Origin of the sequence: Paenibacillus sp. S-38, from assembly GCF_049942825.1 — a bacterium.
Lineage (GTDB): Bacteria > Bacillota > Bacilli > Paenibacillales > NBRC-103111 > Paenibacillus_G.
Map to the genome: position 1 here is coordinate 5,670,888 of NZ_CP187970.1, position 16,422 is coordinate 5,687,309.

Here is a 16,422-nt window from a genome sequence, read left to right on the forward strand (position 1 = left end):
CCCCCTTTAGATCGTCATCGATCCGTAACCCCCGTCAACGCGCAGAAGCGAACCGGTGACGAAGCTCGAAGCCTTGTCGGAAGCGAGATACACGGCAGCGCCCTGCAGCTCTTCCGCGTTGCCGAACCGGTTCATCGGGGTATGGCGCATAATCGACTCCGTCCGCTCCGGCGACAGAATCTTGCGGTTCTGCTCCGCAGGGAAGAAGCCCGGAATGATGGCGTTGACGCGTACGCGCGCCGGCGCAAATTCGCGTGCGAGGAACTTCGTCACGTTATTGACAGCCGCCTTGGAGGCCGAATACGTGAAGACGCGGGACAGCGGAGGATCCGAGGATACGGAGGAAATGTTGATGATGCTTCCCCCTTCACCCTGCTCCACCATATGCTTCCCAAAGATTTGGCATGCGAGTACGACGCTCTTCAGGTTCACTTCCATGATAGAGTCCCACTCGTCCATGGTCAAGTCGAAGAACGGCGTCGGGGAGTTCTTGCCCGGGCAGTTCATGAGAATGTCGCAGCGTCCCGTCCACGCGAGCACGTCCTCCAGTACCTTCTTCAGGTCCTCCGGACTTGTCGCGTCGGCCGCGAAGCACTTCGCCCGTCCGCCCGCTTCCTCAATGGCGCGCGCCACTTCTTCCGCCTTCTCCTGGTTGCGGCCGACTACGGCCACATCCGCACCGTGCCCGCCGAGCGCTACAGCCATCGAGCCGCCCAGTGTACTGTTGCCGCCGATTACGACAGCCGTCTTGCCCGTAAGATCGAATAAGTTCATCGCCACTTGGGTGTACCTCCTAGGATTTGGTGTACATCTGCTGGAAGGCGGCGATCGCGTCGAACTCGTCCTTCAACTGATGGTACACACGATTATAAATGGTTGTCAACTGTTTGTAGGTTTCATGGGTCGGAATACTTGCTTTTAAGTTCTGGCTCACCTGCATCCAGTCGTACACGCCCGAGAAATCCTTGATCTCGCCGAGCGCCAGCATGCCGAGCTGTGCCGCGCCGAGACCCGAGCTCTCGATGGTATTCGGTACGGCCACCGGCGTGCCGAGCACGTCGGCCATGATCTGCAGCCAGAACGGCGAGTTCGCGAAGCCGCCCGAGGCCCGGATTTCCTTCGTCGGTCCGACGAGCTCCTCCAGCGCGCTGTTGACCGAATGAATCCGGTACATGACGCCTTCGAGCACCGAGCGGATCATGTGCTTCTTCTGGTGGTAGAGGGACATGCCGAAGAATACGCCGCGCGCATTCGCATTCCAGTACGGCGCCCGCTCTCCTGCCAAGAGCGGCAGGAAGATGAGCCCGTCGGAGCCCGGCGCGACTTCCATGGCCAGAGAGGTCAGGTAGTCGTACGGGTCCATGCCCCGGCGCCGCCCTTCCTCCGCCTCCGCGGTCGCCAGCTGGTCGCGCACCCAGCGGAACATGATGCCGCCGTTGTTAATCGCGCCGCCGACCACCCAGAAGTTATCGGCCAGCGCGTAGCAGAACAGCCGGCCCTTCGGGTCGGTGATCGGCTCGCGCACAACGCCGCGGACCGCGCCGCTCGTGCCGATCGTCACCGCGTGGATGCCGGGCTCGAAGGCCCCGACGCCGAGGTTCGCCAGCACGCCGTCGGAGGCGCCGACGACAAACGGCGTGTCGGCCGCAAGGCCCATCGATACCGCATCCTCCTGCGCCAACCCCTGCAGCGTATACGTGGTGGAGACCGGACGGGAGAGCTGTTCTTCGCGGACACCGCAGGCCGCGAGGGCATCGCGGTCCCACTGCAGCGCCTTCAGGTTGAACAGTCCGGTGGCGCTGGCGATGGAGTAGTCGATGACAAGCTCGCCGAACAGCTTCGCGAACACATATTCCTTGATGCCGATGAACTTGTAGGCGTTCTCGAAGAGATCGGCCCGGTTGTCGCGGATCCACATCAGCTTGAGCAGCGGGGACATCGGGTGGATCGGCGTGCCGGTCGCCCGGTAAATGTCCAGCCCGTTCGACTCGCGCAGCCCCTTGACGTAGCCGACGCTTCGGTTATCCGCCCAAGTGATGCACTGGGTCAGCGGCTGCAAATCGCGGTCGATGGCAATCAGGCTGTGCATCGCCGAAGAGAACGATACGCAGAGCACCTGGCCCGGCAGCACGCCGGCCTTGCCGACCACCGTCCGTATGCCGGTCACGACCGCCTGGAAGATTTCGTCCGGATCCTGCTCCGCGATATCCGGTCTCGGCGTATGGAGAGGATATTCCACCGCGTGGGAAGCGATGACCCGTCCGTCCCGGTCGATCACGAGCGTCTTGGCGGACGTCGTGCCGATATCCGCGGCGATAATGTATGGTTTGGTGAGCTGCGTCATCTTATCTCAGGTTCCCTTCCGCGTTGAATTGCAGATCGTACGGCTCCGTGAGGATCTCGATATCCGGGTGCAGCTTCGCTTCCTCGAGGAGGTTGACCGAGATCTCGATCTCGCCGAGATGCAGCGTATCCTGGATGCGAACCAGGCGGCACTTCGTGTAATCGAGAATGTTGCACGTCTTCACCGCCGCCTTGATCGCCAGCTCGTCGTTCGCCAGGGTCGTGGCGATCTTCGTCGGCGCGCAGACGGTAGAGGTCAGCCCGTTCGCATAGGTTGCCGGCAGATCCGTCTTGTCGACGAGACGCTGCGTCGTAAAGTCGGCCGTTCCCACCCCGTTGGCGTTGCCGTTCGTCTCATGCGTAAGGTCGAGCACGACCATCTTGGAGACGTCGGGTCCCCCGTGCGCATAAGGGGTCGGATAGCGGCCCGTGATGTTCGGGTCCATGCCGTCGCCGCTGATGTTCTTGCCGATGTAATCGATGACAAGCACGTCGATCTGGTCGAAAAGAATCTTCGGCAGACGCGCCTTCGCGGCCTCAAGCAGCACCATCTCGCGCTCCTCGATGTCGGCGGCCGGCAGCACCTCCACGATGCAGGTCTCGTCAAATGCGTTCTCGACGACGGCTACGCCGAAGAAGATCGGCAGCTTGTCGAGCATGATCCGCGCCATCGCCGGCACGTTCTCGGCCATGTATTTGAAGCCGAGCTGGTGGCACGCTTCGGCGCCCTTCTGCTTGCCGAGGCCGATGGAGATCATCTTCATGATGCCGCTCTCGATCCGGCCGCGGAAGGCGGTATGCGGCTTCACCCGGTTGATGACGACGATGGCGTCGGCTTCGGATGCGTACTTGTCGACGTACACCGGCAGGCCGTTCGGCAGCTCGTCGATCTTCACGACCTCCATCGTCGAGCGGATCGGCGCGCCCATCGCCACCTCGGTTACGCCGAGGTGGTGGAGCACGTCCCGCTGTCCTTCCGCCGTGGCGCCGCCGTGGCTGCCCATACACGGAACGATGAAGGGCTCTCCTCCCGCTTCCTTGATCGCGTCGATCGTCGTCTTCGTCAGCGTGTCGATGTTCGCCACCCCGCGGCTGCCGACGGCCACGGCCACCTTCATTCCCGGCTTGATCGTATCGACTGCACCGGGCTTGGCGAGCTCGCGCTTCAGATCTTCGGCCGGGTTCTCCAGCTTCGTGCCGTCGAACTTCTGGCGGATCCGCACGACCGGCGGAACGGGAATGTCTTCGAGCAGTTTGTTCAGAATGCTCATGGGTTAACGTCCTCCCTCAGTGGATTGGACGGACTCGCGGATGACGAGCTCCGTGTGGAACAGCACGGTGGACTTCTCCACCACTTTATTGTCAATAAAAGTTAAAAGCTTCTCGGCTCCCGCCCTCGAGATCTCCTCGATTGGGCGCCGTACGGTCGTCAGGGCCGGCGTCATGAACGCGGAGAACAGATGGTCGTCGAAGCCGGCGACCGAAATGTCCCCCGGCACGCTCAGCCCCCGCTCGGTGACCGCCTTGACCGCGCCTAGCGCCATGTCGTCATTGGAGCAGAACACGGCGGTCGGCCGCTCCGGCAGATCGAGCAGGCGGCCCATGCCTTGGTAGCCGCTCTCCAGATCGTACTCGCCCGGGACGATCAGATTCTCGTCCATGGTGAGACCGTGCTCCCTAAGTCCGGCGAGGAACCCTTCGCGCCGGGCCTGCGAAGATTTGAACCCTGCCTTCCCTTCGATCAGGGCAATCCGGCGGTGGCCCTGCCCGATCAGAAATTCCGCGAGCCGGAAGGCGCCGCCGCGGTCGTCGGGCAGCAGGTTCATCACCTCGACCCCTTCCACCGGCCGGTTGAGCACCACCAGCGGGATCTCCTTCTCCGAAGCATACTCGATGAAGGCCTGGTCGCTGGCGCTCTGGCTCATGACGATGATGCCGTCGAAGCTTTTGCGGTTTACTTTATGGAAGCTCTTGTAATCGTCGATCCCGCGTACGATCAGATTAAAGTTATCCTGAATGACGTCGTTGACGCCCTTGATCGCCTCGTACAAAAATCCGGCCGATGTACCCGTATGAAGCGTTGAAAAAAACAGGCCGAGATTGTATGATCGATCCAAGACGAGTGAACGCGCATTATAGTTCGGCGTATAATTCAACGATTCCGCGATGGCGTGAATACGCTCTTTGGTCTCCGGATTAATCAGGGGAGAGTCGTTGAGGGCCCTCGATACGGTCGTATGGGATACGCCCGCAAGCCGTGCGATGTCTTTGATCGTAACGCTCATGCTACCACCTCGAATTTATGATAACACACCTGTGCACACGTTAACAACGTTCATTTTTTGCAGGACGTCCCCCCAAAATGAACGTTTTTTGCTGCGGCCGGGAAAGCGTCCTCGGTTATAGCCTGTCCTCAGGGCCCTCTTCCCTTCCAGATCCCTCCCCCTTCCGCGTCAAGGGAGAATAGGATCTGCTTCATCCGTCCGGGAATGGGGTCGTTTTATAAAAAGAAACCGATGGCGGAAACGGCTGCGAGAGAGACGCTCTGAAAGGTACACAAAAAAACGGCCTGTGTGCGAACACAGACCGTTCTAAAAATGCCTCTTACATTTCAAGCAGTAACATTTCATGCCGCAGCCCCTTCAGCTTTTCTTTGCTTGCCTCCACCTGTTCGTGATCTTCCGCCTGCAGCGCATCATATAGGGTGGAAAGTTCGTAATCCAGCTCCAGCCGGAGCACCGGAATCCGCTCTTCCGGCCGTCTGGACCGGAACGCCTGCATCATTTCCTCCACCGTTACCACCGGTTCCTTTTGAAAGAGCACCTTATGTTCCACCCCCGAAATTTCCACCATGCGGATGATCTCTCCGAACATGATGTTTTCAATTAAAATTTGACGGTCCTTGAAACGCTTGACGACGGCATGCCCGCGGGTGTCGCCGATCATTTTCTCCATCAGCTCGGCGAGCTTCTCATCCTTGAAGGAATAGTTGCCTACGATTTTATATCGTTCGCCGATCCGCTGAAATCTCAGCTTCACGAGCTTCCGTCCGGTCCGGATTGAAACAATGAACTGCTGTTCGCTCTCGTTCCAGTAAAGGGAATACCCTTCCTGGATCAATGTCTTGATGAAGTTACGGATTAGCCGACGGTCAAATCGTAACTCAAGGTTGCAATACTCCACTTCATGACTCTTACTCACGGCAATCCCCTCCTGGATGATATCGGCAGAATCGGGCTTCGACGAATAGCGCAGCCGCTGCGGCGTCGGGTGCTGCTCTTGGCGGATCGAGGACTGTGAAAAAGCTGCAACCTCTTCGATTGAATTTTCAGACTATTCAGTTACTTACTCCTATCTTATTATGAATCATATGATTTAGCAACTTGGATTATTGTCTTTTTTTTAAGTTCCGCGCACCTATTTTTTCGCCCGGCATACACTTACGTAATCGCCCTCATCCTAGGCGGGGCTTGGCATCGGCTCAGAATGTCCGGTCTCAAAGCCTGGACGGACAAGAAGGCGTCTCACCATCTGAAAGCGGTGTCATGAGTGCGATACAGGACAGCCAGGGTTGTCCGTATGTCCAGGAAGCCCCTTCTTTACAACGGCTTCATAATTCCGAGGTGCCGTCCCGGTTCATGCCCGCTCCGTTCCATCTGCACGATGTCCGGCGGCGGCTGTTCCAGCTCCCTAAGCCCGCTGCCGTGCCGTGCCGTGATTGGATATCCCTCCTTTTACGGGGCCCATAACTTTCTCCCGTTCCCCGTACACGGATTATATGAGCGGTCCGGGGCCTTTCATGCCCATCACGGCATTCTTTGCAAAAATGACTTCTAGGGCCTGGGTCAATATGTTCCACCTTTTTCCTCACATTTTTCCACTTCTCCGTCCTGCAAAATCATTTATAATCGGTTCCAGGCGCATTGCAAGCGCTATCATTCATTTAGGAAGGGAGGCTGGTTCCTACTTTTCTCCGGTTCATCCGCAAGCAGGTCCTATTCCATTGTACAAAGGAGATGTTGTTTTGATGTCCAAGCACTGGTCCCGGCGTAAAGCCGCAAAGGCTTTTGTAAGCGCTGCCTTGGTGTTCGCTCTGTGTGCCGCACCCGGCGGAGAAAAAGCCTTTGCCCACCATGACGGCAGCAACGGCGTGATGATGCAGTATTTCGAATGGTACCTCCCGAATGACGGGACCTTGTGGAGCCGGCTTCAGACGAATGCGTCCGCCCTTCACAATGCCGGGGTCACGGCCATCTGGATCCCGCCCGCGTACAAAGGCGGCGGCAGCAACGACGTCGGTTACGGTGTCTATGATATGTACGACCTCGGCGAGTTCAATCAGAAGGGCACCGTGCGCACCAAGTACGGGACGAAAGATCAGCTGGTCAGCGCCGTGAATACCCTGCATGCCAATGGAATGCAGGTATATGGGGATGTGGTGCTCAATCACCGGATGAACGCCGACGCCACCGAGACCGTAACCGCCGTGGAAGTGGATCCGTCCAACCGCAACAGCGAGGTCTCGGGCGACTACTCCATCACCGCGTGGACCCAGTACAATTTTCCGGGGAGAGGGAATACCTACTCCTCTTTCAAGTGGAAGTGGTATCACTTCGACGGCGTGGATTACGACCAGTCGCGCAGCGCCAACAAGCTCTTCAAGCTCCGCGGCACCGGCAAGGGCTTCGACTGGGAGGTCGATACCGAGTACGGCAATTACGACTACCTGATGGGCGCCGACCTCGATTGGGATCACCCGGAAGTCATCAGTGAAACGCGCACCTGGGGCGATTGGTTCGTGAACACGGCCAAACTGGACGGCGTACGGCTCGATGCCGTGAAGCACATCAAATTCGACCGGATGCGCGATTGGCTGAACGGCGTGCGGGCGGACACCGGCAAGAACCTGTTCGCTGTAGGCGAATACTGGAGCTGGGATATCAGCAAGCTGAACAACTATATGTCCAAAACGGGCGGCTCCATGTCTCTCTTCGACGTGCCGCTGCACTACAATCTGTATGATGCTTCGAACGGCAGCGGCGGCTATGATATGAGAAACATCCTGAATAACACGCTGTTGAAAGGCAATCCGGCGAAAGCCGTTACCTTCGTGGACAACCACGACACCCAGCCGGGGCAGGCGCTTCAATCCACCGTACAGGGCTGGTTCAAGCCACTCGCCTATGCTCTGATCCTCACCCGCCAGGAAGGGTACCCCTCCTTGTTCTACGGCGATTACTACGGCACGTCCGACGGGAAGATCGCTTCGTATAAAACCGTCCTGGACAAGCTGCTCGCAGCCAGAAAGACCTATGCCTACGGCAAGCAGAACGACTATCTCGACCACCAGGACATCATCGGCTGGACCCGTGAAGGAGATACCGCGCATGCGAATTCCGGCTTGGCCACGCTGATGACCGACGGTCCGGGCGGCAGCAAGCGGATGTATGTCGGCACAGGCAAGGCCGGCCAGGTGTGGAACGATAAGACCGGCAGCCGGACGGATACCGTGACGATCGACGGCAGCGGCTACGGCACGTTCCCGGTGAACGGCGGCTCCGTGTCCGTATGGGCGAAGCAGTAAGAGGATCTGCCGGGGAGCCCAGCGTGCAGGGTACGCATGTGGCCAGGCGATAGGATCGGGCTGGGCGGCGGCAGCGAGCCAGGCGGCAGCGCGAGCCTGGCGGCAGCGCGAGCCTGGCGGCAGCGAGAGCCTGGCGGCAGCGAGAGCCTGGCGGCAGCGAGAGCCTGGCGGCAGCGAGAGCCAGGCGGCGGCGAGAGCCAGGCGGCAGCGAGAGCCAGGCGGCGGTGCTAGCTAGGCGGCGGTGCTAGCAAGGCGGCAGCGTCCGTCAGCCTGGTATGCACAGCACCAAACCAAGGCCGTTCCCGGAGGAACGACCTTGGTTTGGTTTCGGCAGACGAACGGACACAATAAAGAGACTCATGTCCAAAATGTACTTCACGCAGCAGCCAATTCCGAAATAAAGGAACTCAGATGCGTTAAATTGTTCATAGAGACGGTTCATTTTGAAATAGAGGAACTGAGGTTCCTTATTTCCAGTATGGAAGCTGCCTAAGGCAATTTCGGGACCCATAAGATACCTGAGTTCCGCTAATCCTCGGGAAATACCGGGAAATATCCGAATAAGGAATCCTAGTTCCTTTATTGTCGCCTCTTGTTTCATGCGGATCGCAGGCTTGCCTTCCGTTTAGCATCGGTGCGTCAAACTCCTGCTTCAGTACGGGGAAAATTGGACACTCCGCTTCTTCTGCAAAGCTGGTACGGCACGTTATTTAGTGCTTCGTATCGAACTACTGAGCGCACTACTCACCACTTCTGTGCTTTACTAGACAACCATATCGGCACGCATCTCCCTGCTTCATCAGACAACCGTATCCACACGACACTTCTCTAGACAACCATATCAGCGTGCCATTTCCCTGTTTCTCTAGACAACCGTATCGGCACGATATTCCCTGCCTCACTAGACAACTATATCAGCACGCCATTTCGTGCTTCTCTTGACAACCGTATTGGCATGATACTTCCCTGCTTCACAGAGAACCATATCGGCACGCCGACAGGCCGTTCCCAATGGAACGGTCTTCGGCCTGCTTCCCTTTTGCGCAGCGGGGCCATTCCTACTCCGGGATGGGAGGCACCGGTACAAGCGTCAGCCAAAGAGTTCGATCCGCAGCCTGAGGGTCAGGGCTCAGGTCGATTACGGACTCTCCCTTTTGTCCGCTTCGGAATTCAAGTCCGTGGTTTGCGTGATGTTGACCGTATAGGTGACATCGTTCGTCTGCGGATTCTTCGTCAGCTTAAGCACTTCACGCATATAGCGGTTGATGACCGTACCTTCCTCGAGGCGCACCGTTTCAAAATAATAGTATGCGTACTCATCTTCCGCCCCCTGCAGCTTATCGAGGATCACGGGCTTTTTATAGTAATAGTTGTTCCGGTACTGCATGGTAAGCGTGGCTTTCACCTGCTCGCGCAGCATCTTCAGCTTCTCGGCATGAATCTCGTCGGTCACGACATACTCGGTGCCCGTGGAGGTCCGCGGAATATACACCTGCTCCGGCGTTTGGCGCCACCGCTGCTCCAGCTCGCTCTGCAGGATGTAGACCTCGTCGGAGTAGCGCTCCTTGGCTTTTTTGAGGCCCGACGTGTTGATGCCCATCCGCTTGATGTCCTTCTCGCGGTAATAGAGGCCCGCCATGTAATTGTTCTTGTCGTACGTCTGCAGCACCGGATACTCTGCGCCGAGGTACTTCAGCTTGAGCGCTTGGGGATTGTCCCAGACGATCGCCTGGTATTCGGGATCCCCCGTTTCTTCCGGCTGTTCCTCGTTAATACGAGAATTGATATAGATCGTGCGGGTATCGCCCTGCCAGTTGATGTTGGCTCCGAGTAGACGGGTGAGCTCCGCCAGCGGCAGATAGCTTTTGTCCTGATACACCAGTGTAGGCTGGCTGAGCTGAACGGCTTTGCCGTCAAGCACGATATTGAAGTCCGGCCGCAAATACGCCTCCACTTTCTGGAGCACGTCTTCGGCATAGACGCCGGCTGTGAATGTGCTGGTGAGCGCCAGCCCGGCGGCGGTAAATTGCAGGATGCGTTTCATAAAGCGTTCGGTCCTTTCCGTTTAGTGAACAATCGAATCTAAAACAATACTTCCGCTCCAAGAATCCAGGATAGCGGATCGCTTTTATAGTATGATATCGGTTTTTTCGGCAAGCTTTGTTGGCTTTTTCTTGTTCTTTATACAGAACAACAAGGCGAAGGCAGCCGGACCCGTTCCAAACGTCCTGTACGAAGGGGAAAAATACGGCACAGGACGCACTCACTTGACCTTATATAGGGGAACATGCGGCACAGGCACAGGAAACACTCGCTCGACCTTATGTAAGAAAAATACCGCATGGGACTCACTCGCTCGACTTTATGTAAGAAAAATACTGCACGGACTCACTCGCTCAACCGTATGTAGTTCCGCAAAGGACGCACAGGTCGATCTTCTTGCAATGATTCGACAAGGGGCAGCCATAATCCTGCTCTACTCCTGAATTGACAGGATAAGGCAGGGCTTGGGGCATCAAAGGGCCAAGGTCCCGGTTGGCACCAACGCAAAAAATCCGCCCGCAGACGCTGCGAGCGGAAAAAGAAGCATAGGGCATTGTTAACCGGCTGAACAATCGTGCGAACCGTTAAGCCTGCCTGCTGCAGTCTCAGGCACTGGTTCGTGAGACCTCACCAGTCAGGCGGCGCATGGGCATTGCTGCGTCGGGTAGTCCTACCGTCTCACGAGACATGCCTCATCCATCCTGCGCCATGTCTCATGCTCATACATCACTCATGTGTCATTCGTATGCCCCATACCTCATCTATTACGTGCCATGTCTCGTGCCTCATACCTCATGCCCCATCCATCATGTGCCAGTCTCATTCGCCTACATCATGCTCATGCGTCACGCCGGACTGCACCGGCTTAATACGCCTTCGGCACTTCAACCCTGCGGGTGATCCCGTTATCGGTAAAATACAGATGTACGCCATGATCCTGATCATCCATGAAGTAGGAGACAACCTTCGGCTCCCCATGCTTGACGGGAACCAGCAGCGTAACGATCCGGTGGCTGCGCGCCATGCGGGTCGCCGCCTTCATGTGCCAATGCGGCGCAAGACCCTCGATCTCGGCCGGATCGACGCCCGGGAACCCGCTCTCGCGGGTCAGCTCCAGGTCCCCGGAGGAGCAGTAAACGAACCGGCCGTCGAGATCGGCCCGGCTCCCCTGGACGCGGAACCGCTGACCTTCCGGCTTCGGCTCATGCAGTGTCTGCAGCAGCCAGTCGACGCGGGCAGGCTGGTCGAGATCGACCTGGTCCACGACAACGATATAGGAGTCGTCCATGAAATACAGCTCCCGGATATAACGCTGCAGATACGGTACGTCCGCCTGGTAGGCGGTTGTCGCATCACAGCGGGAATAGCTGTATCCATTCCGGCGTTCGGCCGCTTCCACGGTGCCCGAGGCCGCCATGTTCTGCACCTTGTCCGTGCCCGCATATTGGCCGAGGCCGTCGATCAGGATGCTGTTCGTCGAGCGGGTCTGCCTCCGCCACTCCCGGTGCATCGTGCTGCCGAAGGCGATGTAATACCCGCTCTCGATGGCCAGCGGCTCCCCGTAAGCATGGAGCAGAAAGCCGTTCTGGTCCCCGTGGCTGTGCGAGATCGAGCCGTAGGGCGAGCTCTTCGTCAGCAGCATGATATGCCGCTGCGGGTCGTCCATATGGCTGTGGAAGGCGACCCAGCCGACGTCGCGGAACCATTTGACCGGCTCGTAGGAGCCATCCTTCGGCGCCGCGGCTTCCACCTGCGGGTAATCATGACGGTAAGCCATATCGTCGAACCGGAAATCCCACCAGCCGTAGTTATAGAACTTGCCTTCGGCTTCCGTGTCCGTTTCTTTGACCCGCTCGTAATACCACTGGTACAAGGGGTTCCCCGTCACCCCGGCAAACTGCCGGATGTTGAAGCCGGTTTTCAGCGACACGGGGTCTCCAAGCGTGGACTGGTCTCCGAAGCTGGCCCGGACCGTGTCCGGTGAGAAGCAGTACAGCGGGAAGTCCCCGGTGCGCGTAAAGAACGGCCGGCGGTAGAAGTCGATTCCCAGGTGCTTCCTCAGCAGATTCATCGCTTCGGTGACGAAGGCCATGCCGGTCGTCCAGTACATCGGCCCCTCGGCCCAGCCCCCGTCCGCACCACCCCAAGGCGTATACAGCCCGGCATAGTACTCCAGCGTGTAGTCCAGCCACTCCCTCACGCGCGGCTCCTCGCCAAGCAGGGCAAGGGAGCAGGGCACAAGGACGCTGGAGAGCGACCGGACGGCGTGGCTGTCGAACGGCACCTCGTGGATCTTGGAGCGCTCGATGACGTGGAAGGCCACCTGAGCCGCGCGGGCGGTCAGCGCTTCGCGCACCTGCTCCCGCTCTTCCACCGTGAGCTCGCCGTGCAGCCAGTCGTAGCCCCAGGCCAGCGCGCCCGCCACCCGGAATGCCGCCTCGTCATTGTAATCCCGGGACGTGGTGCCCAGCGGGTCCCAGCCGGCCAGGTGCAGCAGCCAGGCTTTGGCCCGCGCCGTCATCTCCCCGTCCCCGAGCACCGCCCCCGCAATGGAGAGATGCTTCACCGCGTAAAGCGCCTCCTGGCAGTCCATGTACATCTGCCGCCAGAGCTTCGCTACCCGCTTGTTGCCGGGATACGGCTGGGGCTCGGCCATAAGTCCGCGCTTCATCCAAGGTTTCACCGAGCGCTCCAGGAAGACGTCCCAGCCGGCGTAGGCTGGATCCTCACCGATCCGGGCCCGGAACTCCGTAAGCTCATCCGCCTGGAGCCACAGGCGCGGATGGGCTTCGGACGCCTGCGCGTACCGGGCCTCCCGGGACGGCAGCGGTGTCTCCGGCAGACCCGCCGGAACGCTGAACCGGCGCACCCGGCTCCAGGCAGTCCGGTCGGCCGTGCTTCCCTCCTGCGCCAGCTCCAGCGCATAGCGCCAATAATACGTTCCCGGCTGGAGCACTTCGTCCGGCGTATGGAAGTTATAAGGAATACCGCGGATCGTCCGGGTGCTCTGCTCGGGGAAATCTTCCGAGAGGGAAACCTGCAGCATATACCGGTCATTCTCGGGAAGCGCGGGAATCCAGGTAAAGCGCGGCGGATTCTCCACGAGTATGGTCTCTTCGTCCGGCTGGTACTGCACGGTCAGCCGGCCGCTGCGGGGTTCATATAAAGGGGTGTGCGTCTCGGTGCTCATGGTAAGCTTAGCTCCCTTCGATTAGGTTCCATCCTTGTTCATCCAGCCGGCACAGGCGCTGCCGGCCACCGGCAGTGACAAGCCACGCTCCCGGCCCGACTTCTTTCAGCTCCACAGGGCTGCCGGCCCGGTAGGCATGCAGGAAACGCGCCCGCCGGCCGCGCCGGGTATGCAGCAGCGCCGTGAGCTCCAGGCTCGGATCTACGCTGGTGCCTGGCGTCCGTACGACATACAGCCGCTCCCCCGGAGACAGCAGCACCGTATGGGACAGCGTGCCGCCGCCGGCGGGCTCATAAGCCAGCTGCACCGTGAGCGAGCCGTCCGGGCCGGGCTCAGGCTCGTACCGGGCGGCGAAGGCCAGCGGGAGTTCGGTGCCGCCGACCGTTTGGACGATGGTGCCCGCCCCAGCCGGCAGAACAGTTGACGGGCTGCCGGCTGGGGCGACAAGCGGATGCATCCACCACTGGAGCTCGTGCCCCGGCTCCCCGGGCTCCTGCGGCGCTTGTTCCTCTTGCTGCGGCTCCAGCGCCACTTCGAAGCAGTCCAGCAGCCAATCGTCCGTGAGCAGTAGGTGCCGCTCCAGCCGCCAGCCCGGATAAGCATCCGTACTCTGCAGCCGGACGATCAGCGCCTCCTCCCGCTCCTCGAAGCGGAGGCAGCGGCCGGCATGCGGCTGCTGCGACATCCCGCCGATCGCGACGGTATTGTGGGCCGCGGTCTCCGCGAACCATTCGCGGCGCAGCTTCGAGCCGTATGGCACCATCCCGACATCGGGCGTCAGGGTGCCGCCCGGGTGCATCAGCGTAAGATGCAGCTTGTCGTAATGGCCGTGCGAACCGCCGTGCGCGCCGAAGTCGGCGATGAACCCCAGCGGGCTGCCGGGCCGGCGGCCGACGGCGAAACCGGAATCCGGCAGCAGCAGGGCGTCCCTTCGGCGGGATCCCGAGCAGCCGGTGCCCTGCGGCTGTACGGCCGCAGGATCGTCACCTTCTCCGTAGAGCAGCGCCTCCAATCCGCAGCGGCGGCCCTCCCCGCTCCCGAGCTGGCGGTACACATCCCGAAGTATGGGCTTCAGCTCCGGCAGCCCATAGCGGGACAGCCCCTGCTCCACGGTCTCGGCGATCTCGCGGGCATACGGCTCCCTCTCCATCGGTCCGTCATGGAGCGCGGGAAGCCGGCCCGTATCATCGGCCAAGCTGCCGAAGACCTGCAGCATCTGGCGCATCGACTGTCCACCGGCGCCTGAAGCCTCATACAGGTCCATCCCGAAGCGCTCCGCCATCTCCGCCGTGATGAGATAGGCGCGCAGGACAAAGAGATGATAATACGTGCTTCCTTCGAACTCGAAGCCGTCGGCGTTCACCCCGGTGGACAGATGGTGCTTCCAGCCGCCCTCCCCTTCGATGAGCTCCTCCAGCCTGCTCCGCTCTCCGCGGACCGCATAGACGCACGACAGCGAAGCGTTGAGCCAGGCCGTATAATTGTTCTCGATATTCCGGCGCTCTTGGACGAGAATTCGACGGTATTCGGTCATGCTCGATTCCAGCATGGAAAGGAAGAGATCAATGGCAGCGCTTTCTTCGGCGGCAAAAACCATCCCTTCCTCCTTCAAAAGCAGATACGCGCGCAGCATGGTGACAGACCAGATCGCCTCCGTCAGCGCCTGGTGGAACGCGCGGCCCTTCAGCATCCAGGGCTGCGCGTCCGGATGCACCTCGTAGCGCGGGAACTGCTCCGCATACGCGAGGAGCAGCCGCTTAGCCAGCTCCCCTGCGGGGGTATCCCCCGCCGCCGCATATACGGCAGCCCCCTGCAGGGCGGCCCGGGCAAGCGACTGGTGCTTGAACACCAGCCAGGCGCCGCGGTATTCCGCCCCCTCGAGTCGGCAGCCATGCGGACAGCGGAAGCTCGCCGCATCCACTTCCAGAGGGCTAAACTCCAGCTCGGTGTGATGCTCGGGGCAAACGTACTGATGCCACCAGCCGCCCGGCTCCGATGGAACGGCCAGCGCCCCTGCTGCAGCCAGCGACTTGAGCTCCGCCTTGAGCACTTCAACCACGCTGGAGGCCCAGCCGTATGCTTCAACCTTTGTCCTCAGCCCGGTCTTCACCGCCCTGTTCATCGCATCAGCATCCCGCCGTTGATCTCGATCGTCTCCCCCGTCAAGTAGGAGGCCAGATCGGAAGCGAGATAGAGCACGGCACCCGCGACATCCTCGGGTGTCCCTTCCCGCTGTAGAGGGATGCCGCTTACGGTGGCCGCGCGGGCCGTGTCCGTCGTGAACGTCGCATGGAACATCGTTTGGCCGATGAAGCCCGGCGATACGGTATTGACGGTAATGCCGTGCGGCGCCGCCTCCTTCGCCAGTCCCTTGGAGTAGGTGAGGACAGCCGCCTTGCTCGCCGCATAGATCGATGATCCGGGTCCGCCGCCGTTGTGGGCCGCCACTGAGGACATGTTGATGATCCGCCCCGATTTCTTGGCCGTCATGCCGGGCAGGACCCGCTTGCACAGGAAGACGGTGCTTTTCAGGTTGACATCCATGATCCGCTCGTAGAGCTCCTCGGTCATCTCGCTGTTCGCCAGCCGCTGCACCAGGTGCCCCGCATTGTTCACGAGAATGTCGACCGTTCCTCCGAACACCTCCTCCACCCGGCTGACCAGGGTGTCGATTTGGTTCAGATCCGTCACGTCCGCCTGGACCAGTACGGCTTCACCGCCCTCCGCGCGGATCGCTGCCACGGTCTCCTCCCCCTGTGCCACATTGCGCAGGCAGTTGACGCCCACTTTCGCGCCGTTCGCCGCCAAGGCGACGGCAATCGCCCGGCCGATCCCTGCATTGGAGCCGGTGACCAGTGCAATTTTTCCCGTAAGATCGATCTTCATCTCGAATTCCTCCCGATGGATATCATTTTTCCGCTCTTCCAATCGTTCGAACGTCCAGGCCTCCACGCATTCAAGCGTCGTCCAATCGTTCTATCGTGCATGTGTTCGACTGTTCTTCTGCGACCTATATCTGCAAAAATGAATTGCCGAAGTCTCATTCCAGTCCCCCTGCAGCCTCCGCCTTACAAAAGTCCTCCGACGAGATGCGGGTGCGGACGCTGTCGGGCACTTCCGGCAGATTGGGGATGCGGCCCGAGGCTGCGGGTGGGAGCAGCCCTTCTTACAGTCCAATCTCCCGACGCTGCAGCGAAGCCCGCATCCACCCACGCCAGGCTTCCTTCATCGCCTCCTGCCCCATCCGTACCTGCCGCAATGG

Annotated in this window: 12 protein-coding genes; 2 read left to right on the forward strand and 10 right to left on the reverse strand. The window is 59.9% G+C overall.

Annotation, left to right across the window (positions count from 1 at the left end):
- Positions 1 to 6 precede the first annotated feature (6 nt).
- The 5 genes from ACP26L_RS24925 to ACP26L_RS24945 form a co-directional block, all read right to left on the reverse strand.
- Complete coding sequence (locus tag ACP26L_RS24925) at positions 7 to 774, reverse strand: SDR family oxidoreductase (protein ID WP_426455079.1); 768 nt, start codon at positions 772 to 774, stop codon at positions 7 to 9.
- A gap of 19 nt (positions 775 to 793) precedes the next feature.
- The gene (locus ACP26L_RS24930) at positions 794 to 2,344 is read right to left on the reverse strand and encodes a gluconokinase (protein WP_426447339.1); all 1,551 of its coding nucleotides are present in this window, start codon (positions 2,342 to 2,344) and stop codon (positions 794 to 796) included.
- A gap of 1 nt (position 2,345) precedes the next feature.
- Positions 2,346 to 3,614, reverse strand: coding sequence for a lactate racemase domain-containing protein (locus ACP26L_RS24935; RefSeq protein ID WP_426447341.1), 1,269 nt, complete (start codon positions 3,612 to 3,614; stop codon positions 2,346 to 2,348).
- Positions 3,615 to 3,617: 3 nt separating this feature from the next.
- Positions 3,618 to 4,628, reverse strand: a complete 1,011-nt coding sequence (locus tag ACP26L_RS24940; RefSeq protein WP_426447342.1) for a LacI family DNA-binding transcriptional regulator — start codon at positions 4,626 to 4,628, stop codon at positions 3,618 to 3,620.
- 319 nt (positions 4,629 to 4,947) lie between these two features.
- Positions 4,948 to 5,544 carry a hypothetical protein gene (locus ACP26L_RS24945; RefSeq protein ID WP_426447344.1) on the reverse strand — a complete coding sequence of 199 codons (597 nt, stop codon included), beginning with the start codon at positions 5,542 to 5,544 and terminating at the stop codon, positions 4,948 to 4,950.
- Positions 5,545 to 6,370: 826 nt separating this feature from the next.
- Between ACP26L_RS24945 and amyS the strand changes: the two genes are divergently transcribed.
- On the forward strand, positions 6,371 to 7,927 hold the full coding sequence (amyS, locus tag ACP26L_RS24950; protein ID WP_426447346.1) for an alpha-amylase: 1,557 nt from the start codon (positions 6,371 to 6,373) through the stop codon (positions 7,925 to 7,927).
- 36 nt (positions 7,928 to 7,963) lie between these two features.
- Positions 7,964 to 8,158: a hypothetical protein gene (locus tag ACP26L_RS24955; protein WP_426447348.1), complete on the forward strand. Its 195-nt coding sequence runs from the start codon at positions 7,964 to 7,966 to the stop codon at positions 8,156 to 8,158.
- A 34-nt stretch (positions 8,159 to 8,192) separates the two neighbouring features.
- On the opposite strand, the gene ACP26L_RS24960 is transcribed toward ACP26L_RS24955, so the two are convergent.
- The 5 genes from ACP26L_RS24960 to ACP26L_RS24980 all read right to left on the reverse strand — a co-directional run bounded on the left by ACP26L_RS24960 (position 8,193) and on the right by ACP26L_RS24980 (position 16,046).
- Positions 8,193 to 8,528: a hypothetical protein gene (locus ACP26L_RS24960; RefSeq protein ID WP_426447349.1), complete on the reverse strand. Its 336-nt coding sequence runs from the start codon at positions 8,526 to 8,528 to the stop codon at positions 8,193 to 8,195.
- Between the two features lie 537 nt (positions 8,529 to 9,065).
- Positions 9,066 to 9,971, reverse strand: a complete 906-nt coding sequence (locus ACP26L_RS24965) for a stalk domain-containing protein (RefSeq protein WP_426447351.1) — start codon at positions 9,969 to 9,971, stop codon at positions 9,066 to 9,068.
- 864 nt (positions 9,972 to 10,835) lie between these two features.
- Positions 10,836 to 13,160 (reverse strand): DUF4962 domain-containing protein, encoded by a 2,325-nt coding sequence (locus ACP26L_RS24970; RefSeq protein WP_426447353.1) that lies wholly within the window; start codon positions 13,158 to 13,160, stop codon positions 10,836 to 10,838.
- Positions 13,161 to 13,167: 7 nt separating this feature from the next.
- A complete protein-coding gene (locus ACP26L_RS24975; RefSeq protein WP_426447355.1) occupies positions 13,168 to 15,282 on the reverse strand; it encodes a heparinase II/III domain-containing protein in 2,115 nt (704 codons plus the stop codon).
- The gene (locus ACP26L_RS24980; RefSeq protein ID WP_426447357.1) at positions 15,279 to 16,046 is read right to left on the reverse strand and encodes an SDR family NAD(P)-dependent oxidoreductase; all 768 of its coding nucleotides are present in this window, start codon (positions 16,044 to 16,046) and stop codon (positions 15,279 to 15,281) included. Before ACP26L_RS24980 ends, ACP26L_RS24975 begins: the two co-directional genes overlap by 4 nt.
- Positions 16,047 to 16,422 lie beyond the last annotated feature (376 nt).

Bases quoted from the DNA above. Each gene is read 5' to 3' on its own strand.
- ACP26L_RS24980 (WP_426447357.1), bottom strand. From the start codon at position 16,046: ATGAAGATCGATCTTACGGGAAAAATTGCACTGGTCACCGGCTCCAAT.
- ACP26L_RS24965 (WP_426447351.1), bottom strand. From the start codon at position 9,971: ATGAAACGCATCCTGCAATTTACCGCCGCCGGGCTGGCGCTCACCAGC.
- ACP26L_RS24925 (WP_426455079.1), bottom strand. From the start codon at position 774: ATGAACTTATTCGATCTTACGGGCAAGACGGCTGTCGTAATCGGCGGC.
- ACP26L_RS24955 (WP_426447348.1), top strand. From the start codon at position 7,964: ATGTGGCCAGGCGATAGGATCGGGCTGGGCGGCGGCAGCGAGCCAGGC.
- ACP26L_RS24960 (WP_426447349.1), bottom strand. From the start codon at position 8,528: ATGAAACAAGAGGCGACAATAAAGGAACTAGGATTCCTTATTCGGATA.
- ACP26L_RS24940 (WP_426447342.1), bottom strand. From the start codon at position 4,628: ATGAGCGTTACGATCAAAGACATCGCACGGCTTGCGGGCGTATCCCAT.
- ACP26L_RS24930 (WP_426447339.1), bottom strand. From the start codon at position 2,344: ATGACGCAGCTCACCAAACCATACATTATCGCCGCGGATATCGGCACG.
- ACP26L_RS24975 (WP_426447355.1), bottom strand. From the start codon at position 15,282: ATGAACAGGGCGGTGAAGACCGGGCTGAGGACAAAGGTTGAAGCATAC.
- amyS (WP_426447346.1), top strand. From the start codon at position 6,371: ATGTCCAAGCACTGGTCCCGGCGTAAAGCCGCAAAGGCTTTTGTAAGC.
- ACP26L_RS24935 (WP_426447341.1), bottom strand. From the start codon at position 3,614: ATGAGCATTCTGAACAAACTGCTCGAAGACATTCCCGTTCCGCCGGTC.
- ACP26L_RS24970 (WP_426447353.1), bottom strand. From the start codon at position 13,160: ATGAGCACCGAGACGCACACCCCTTTATATGAACCCCGCAGCGGCCGG.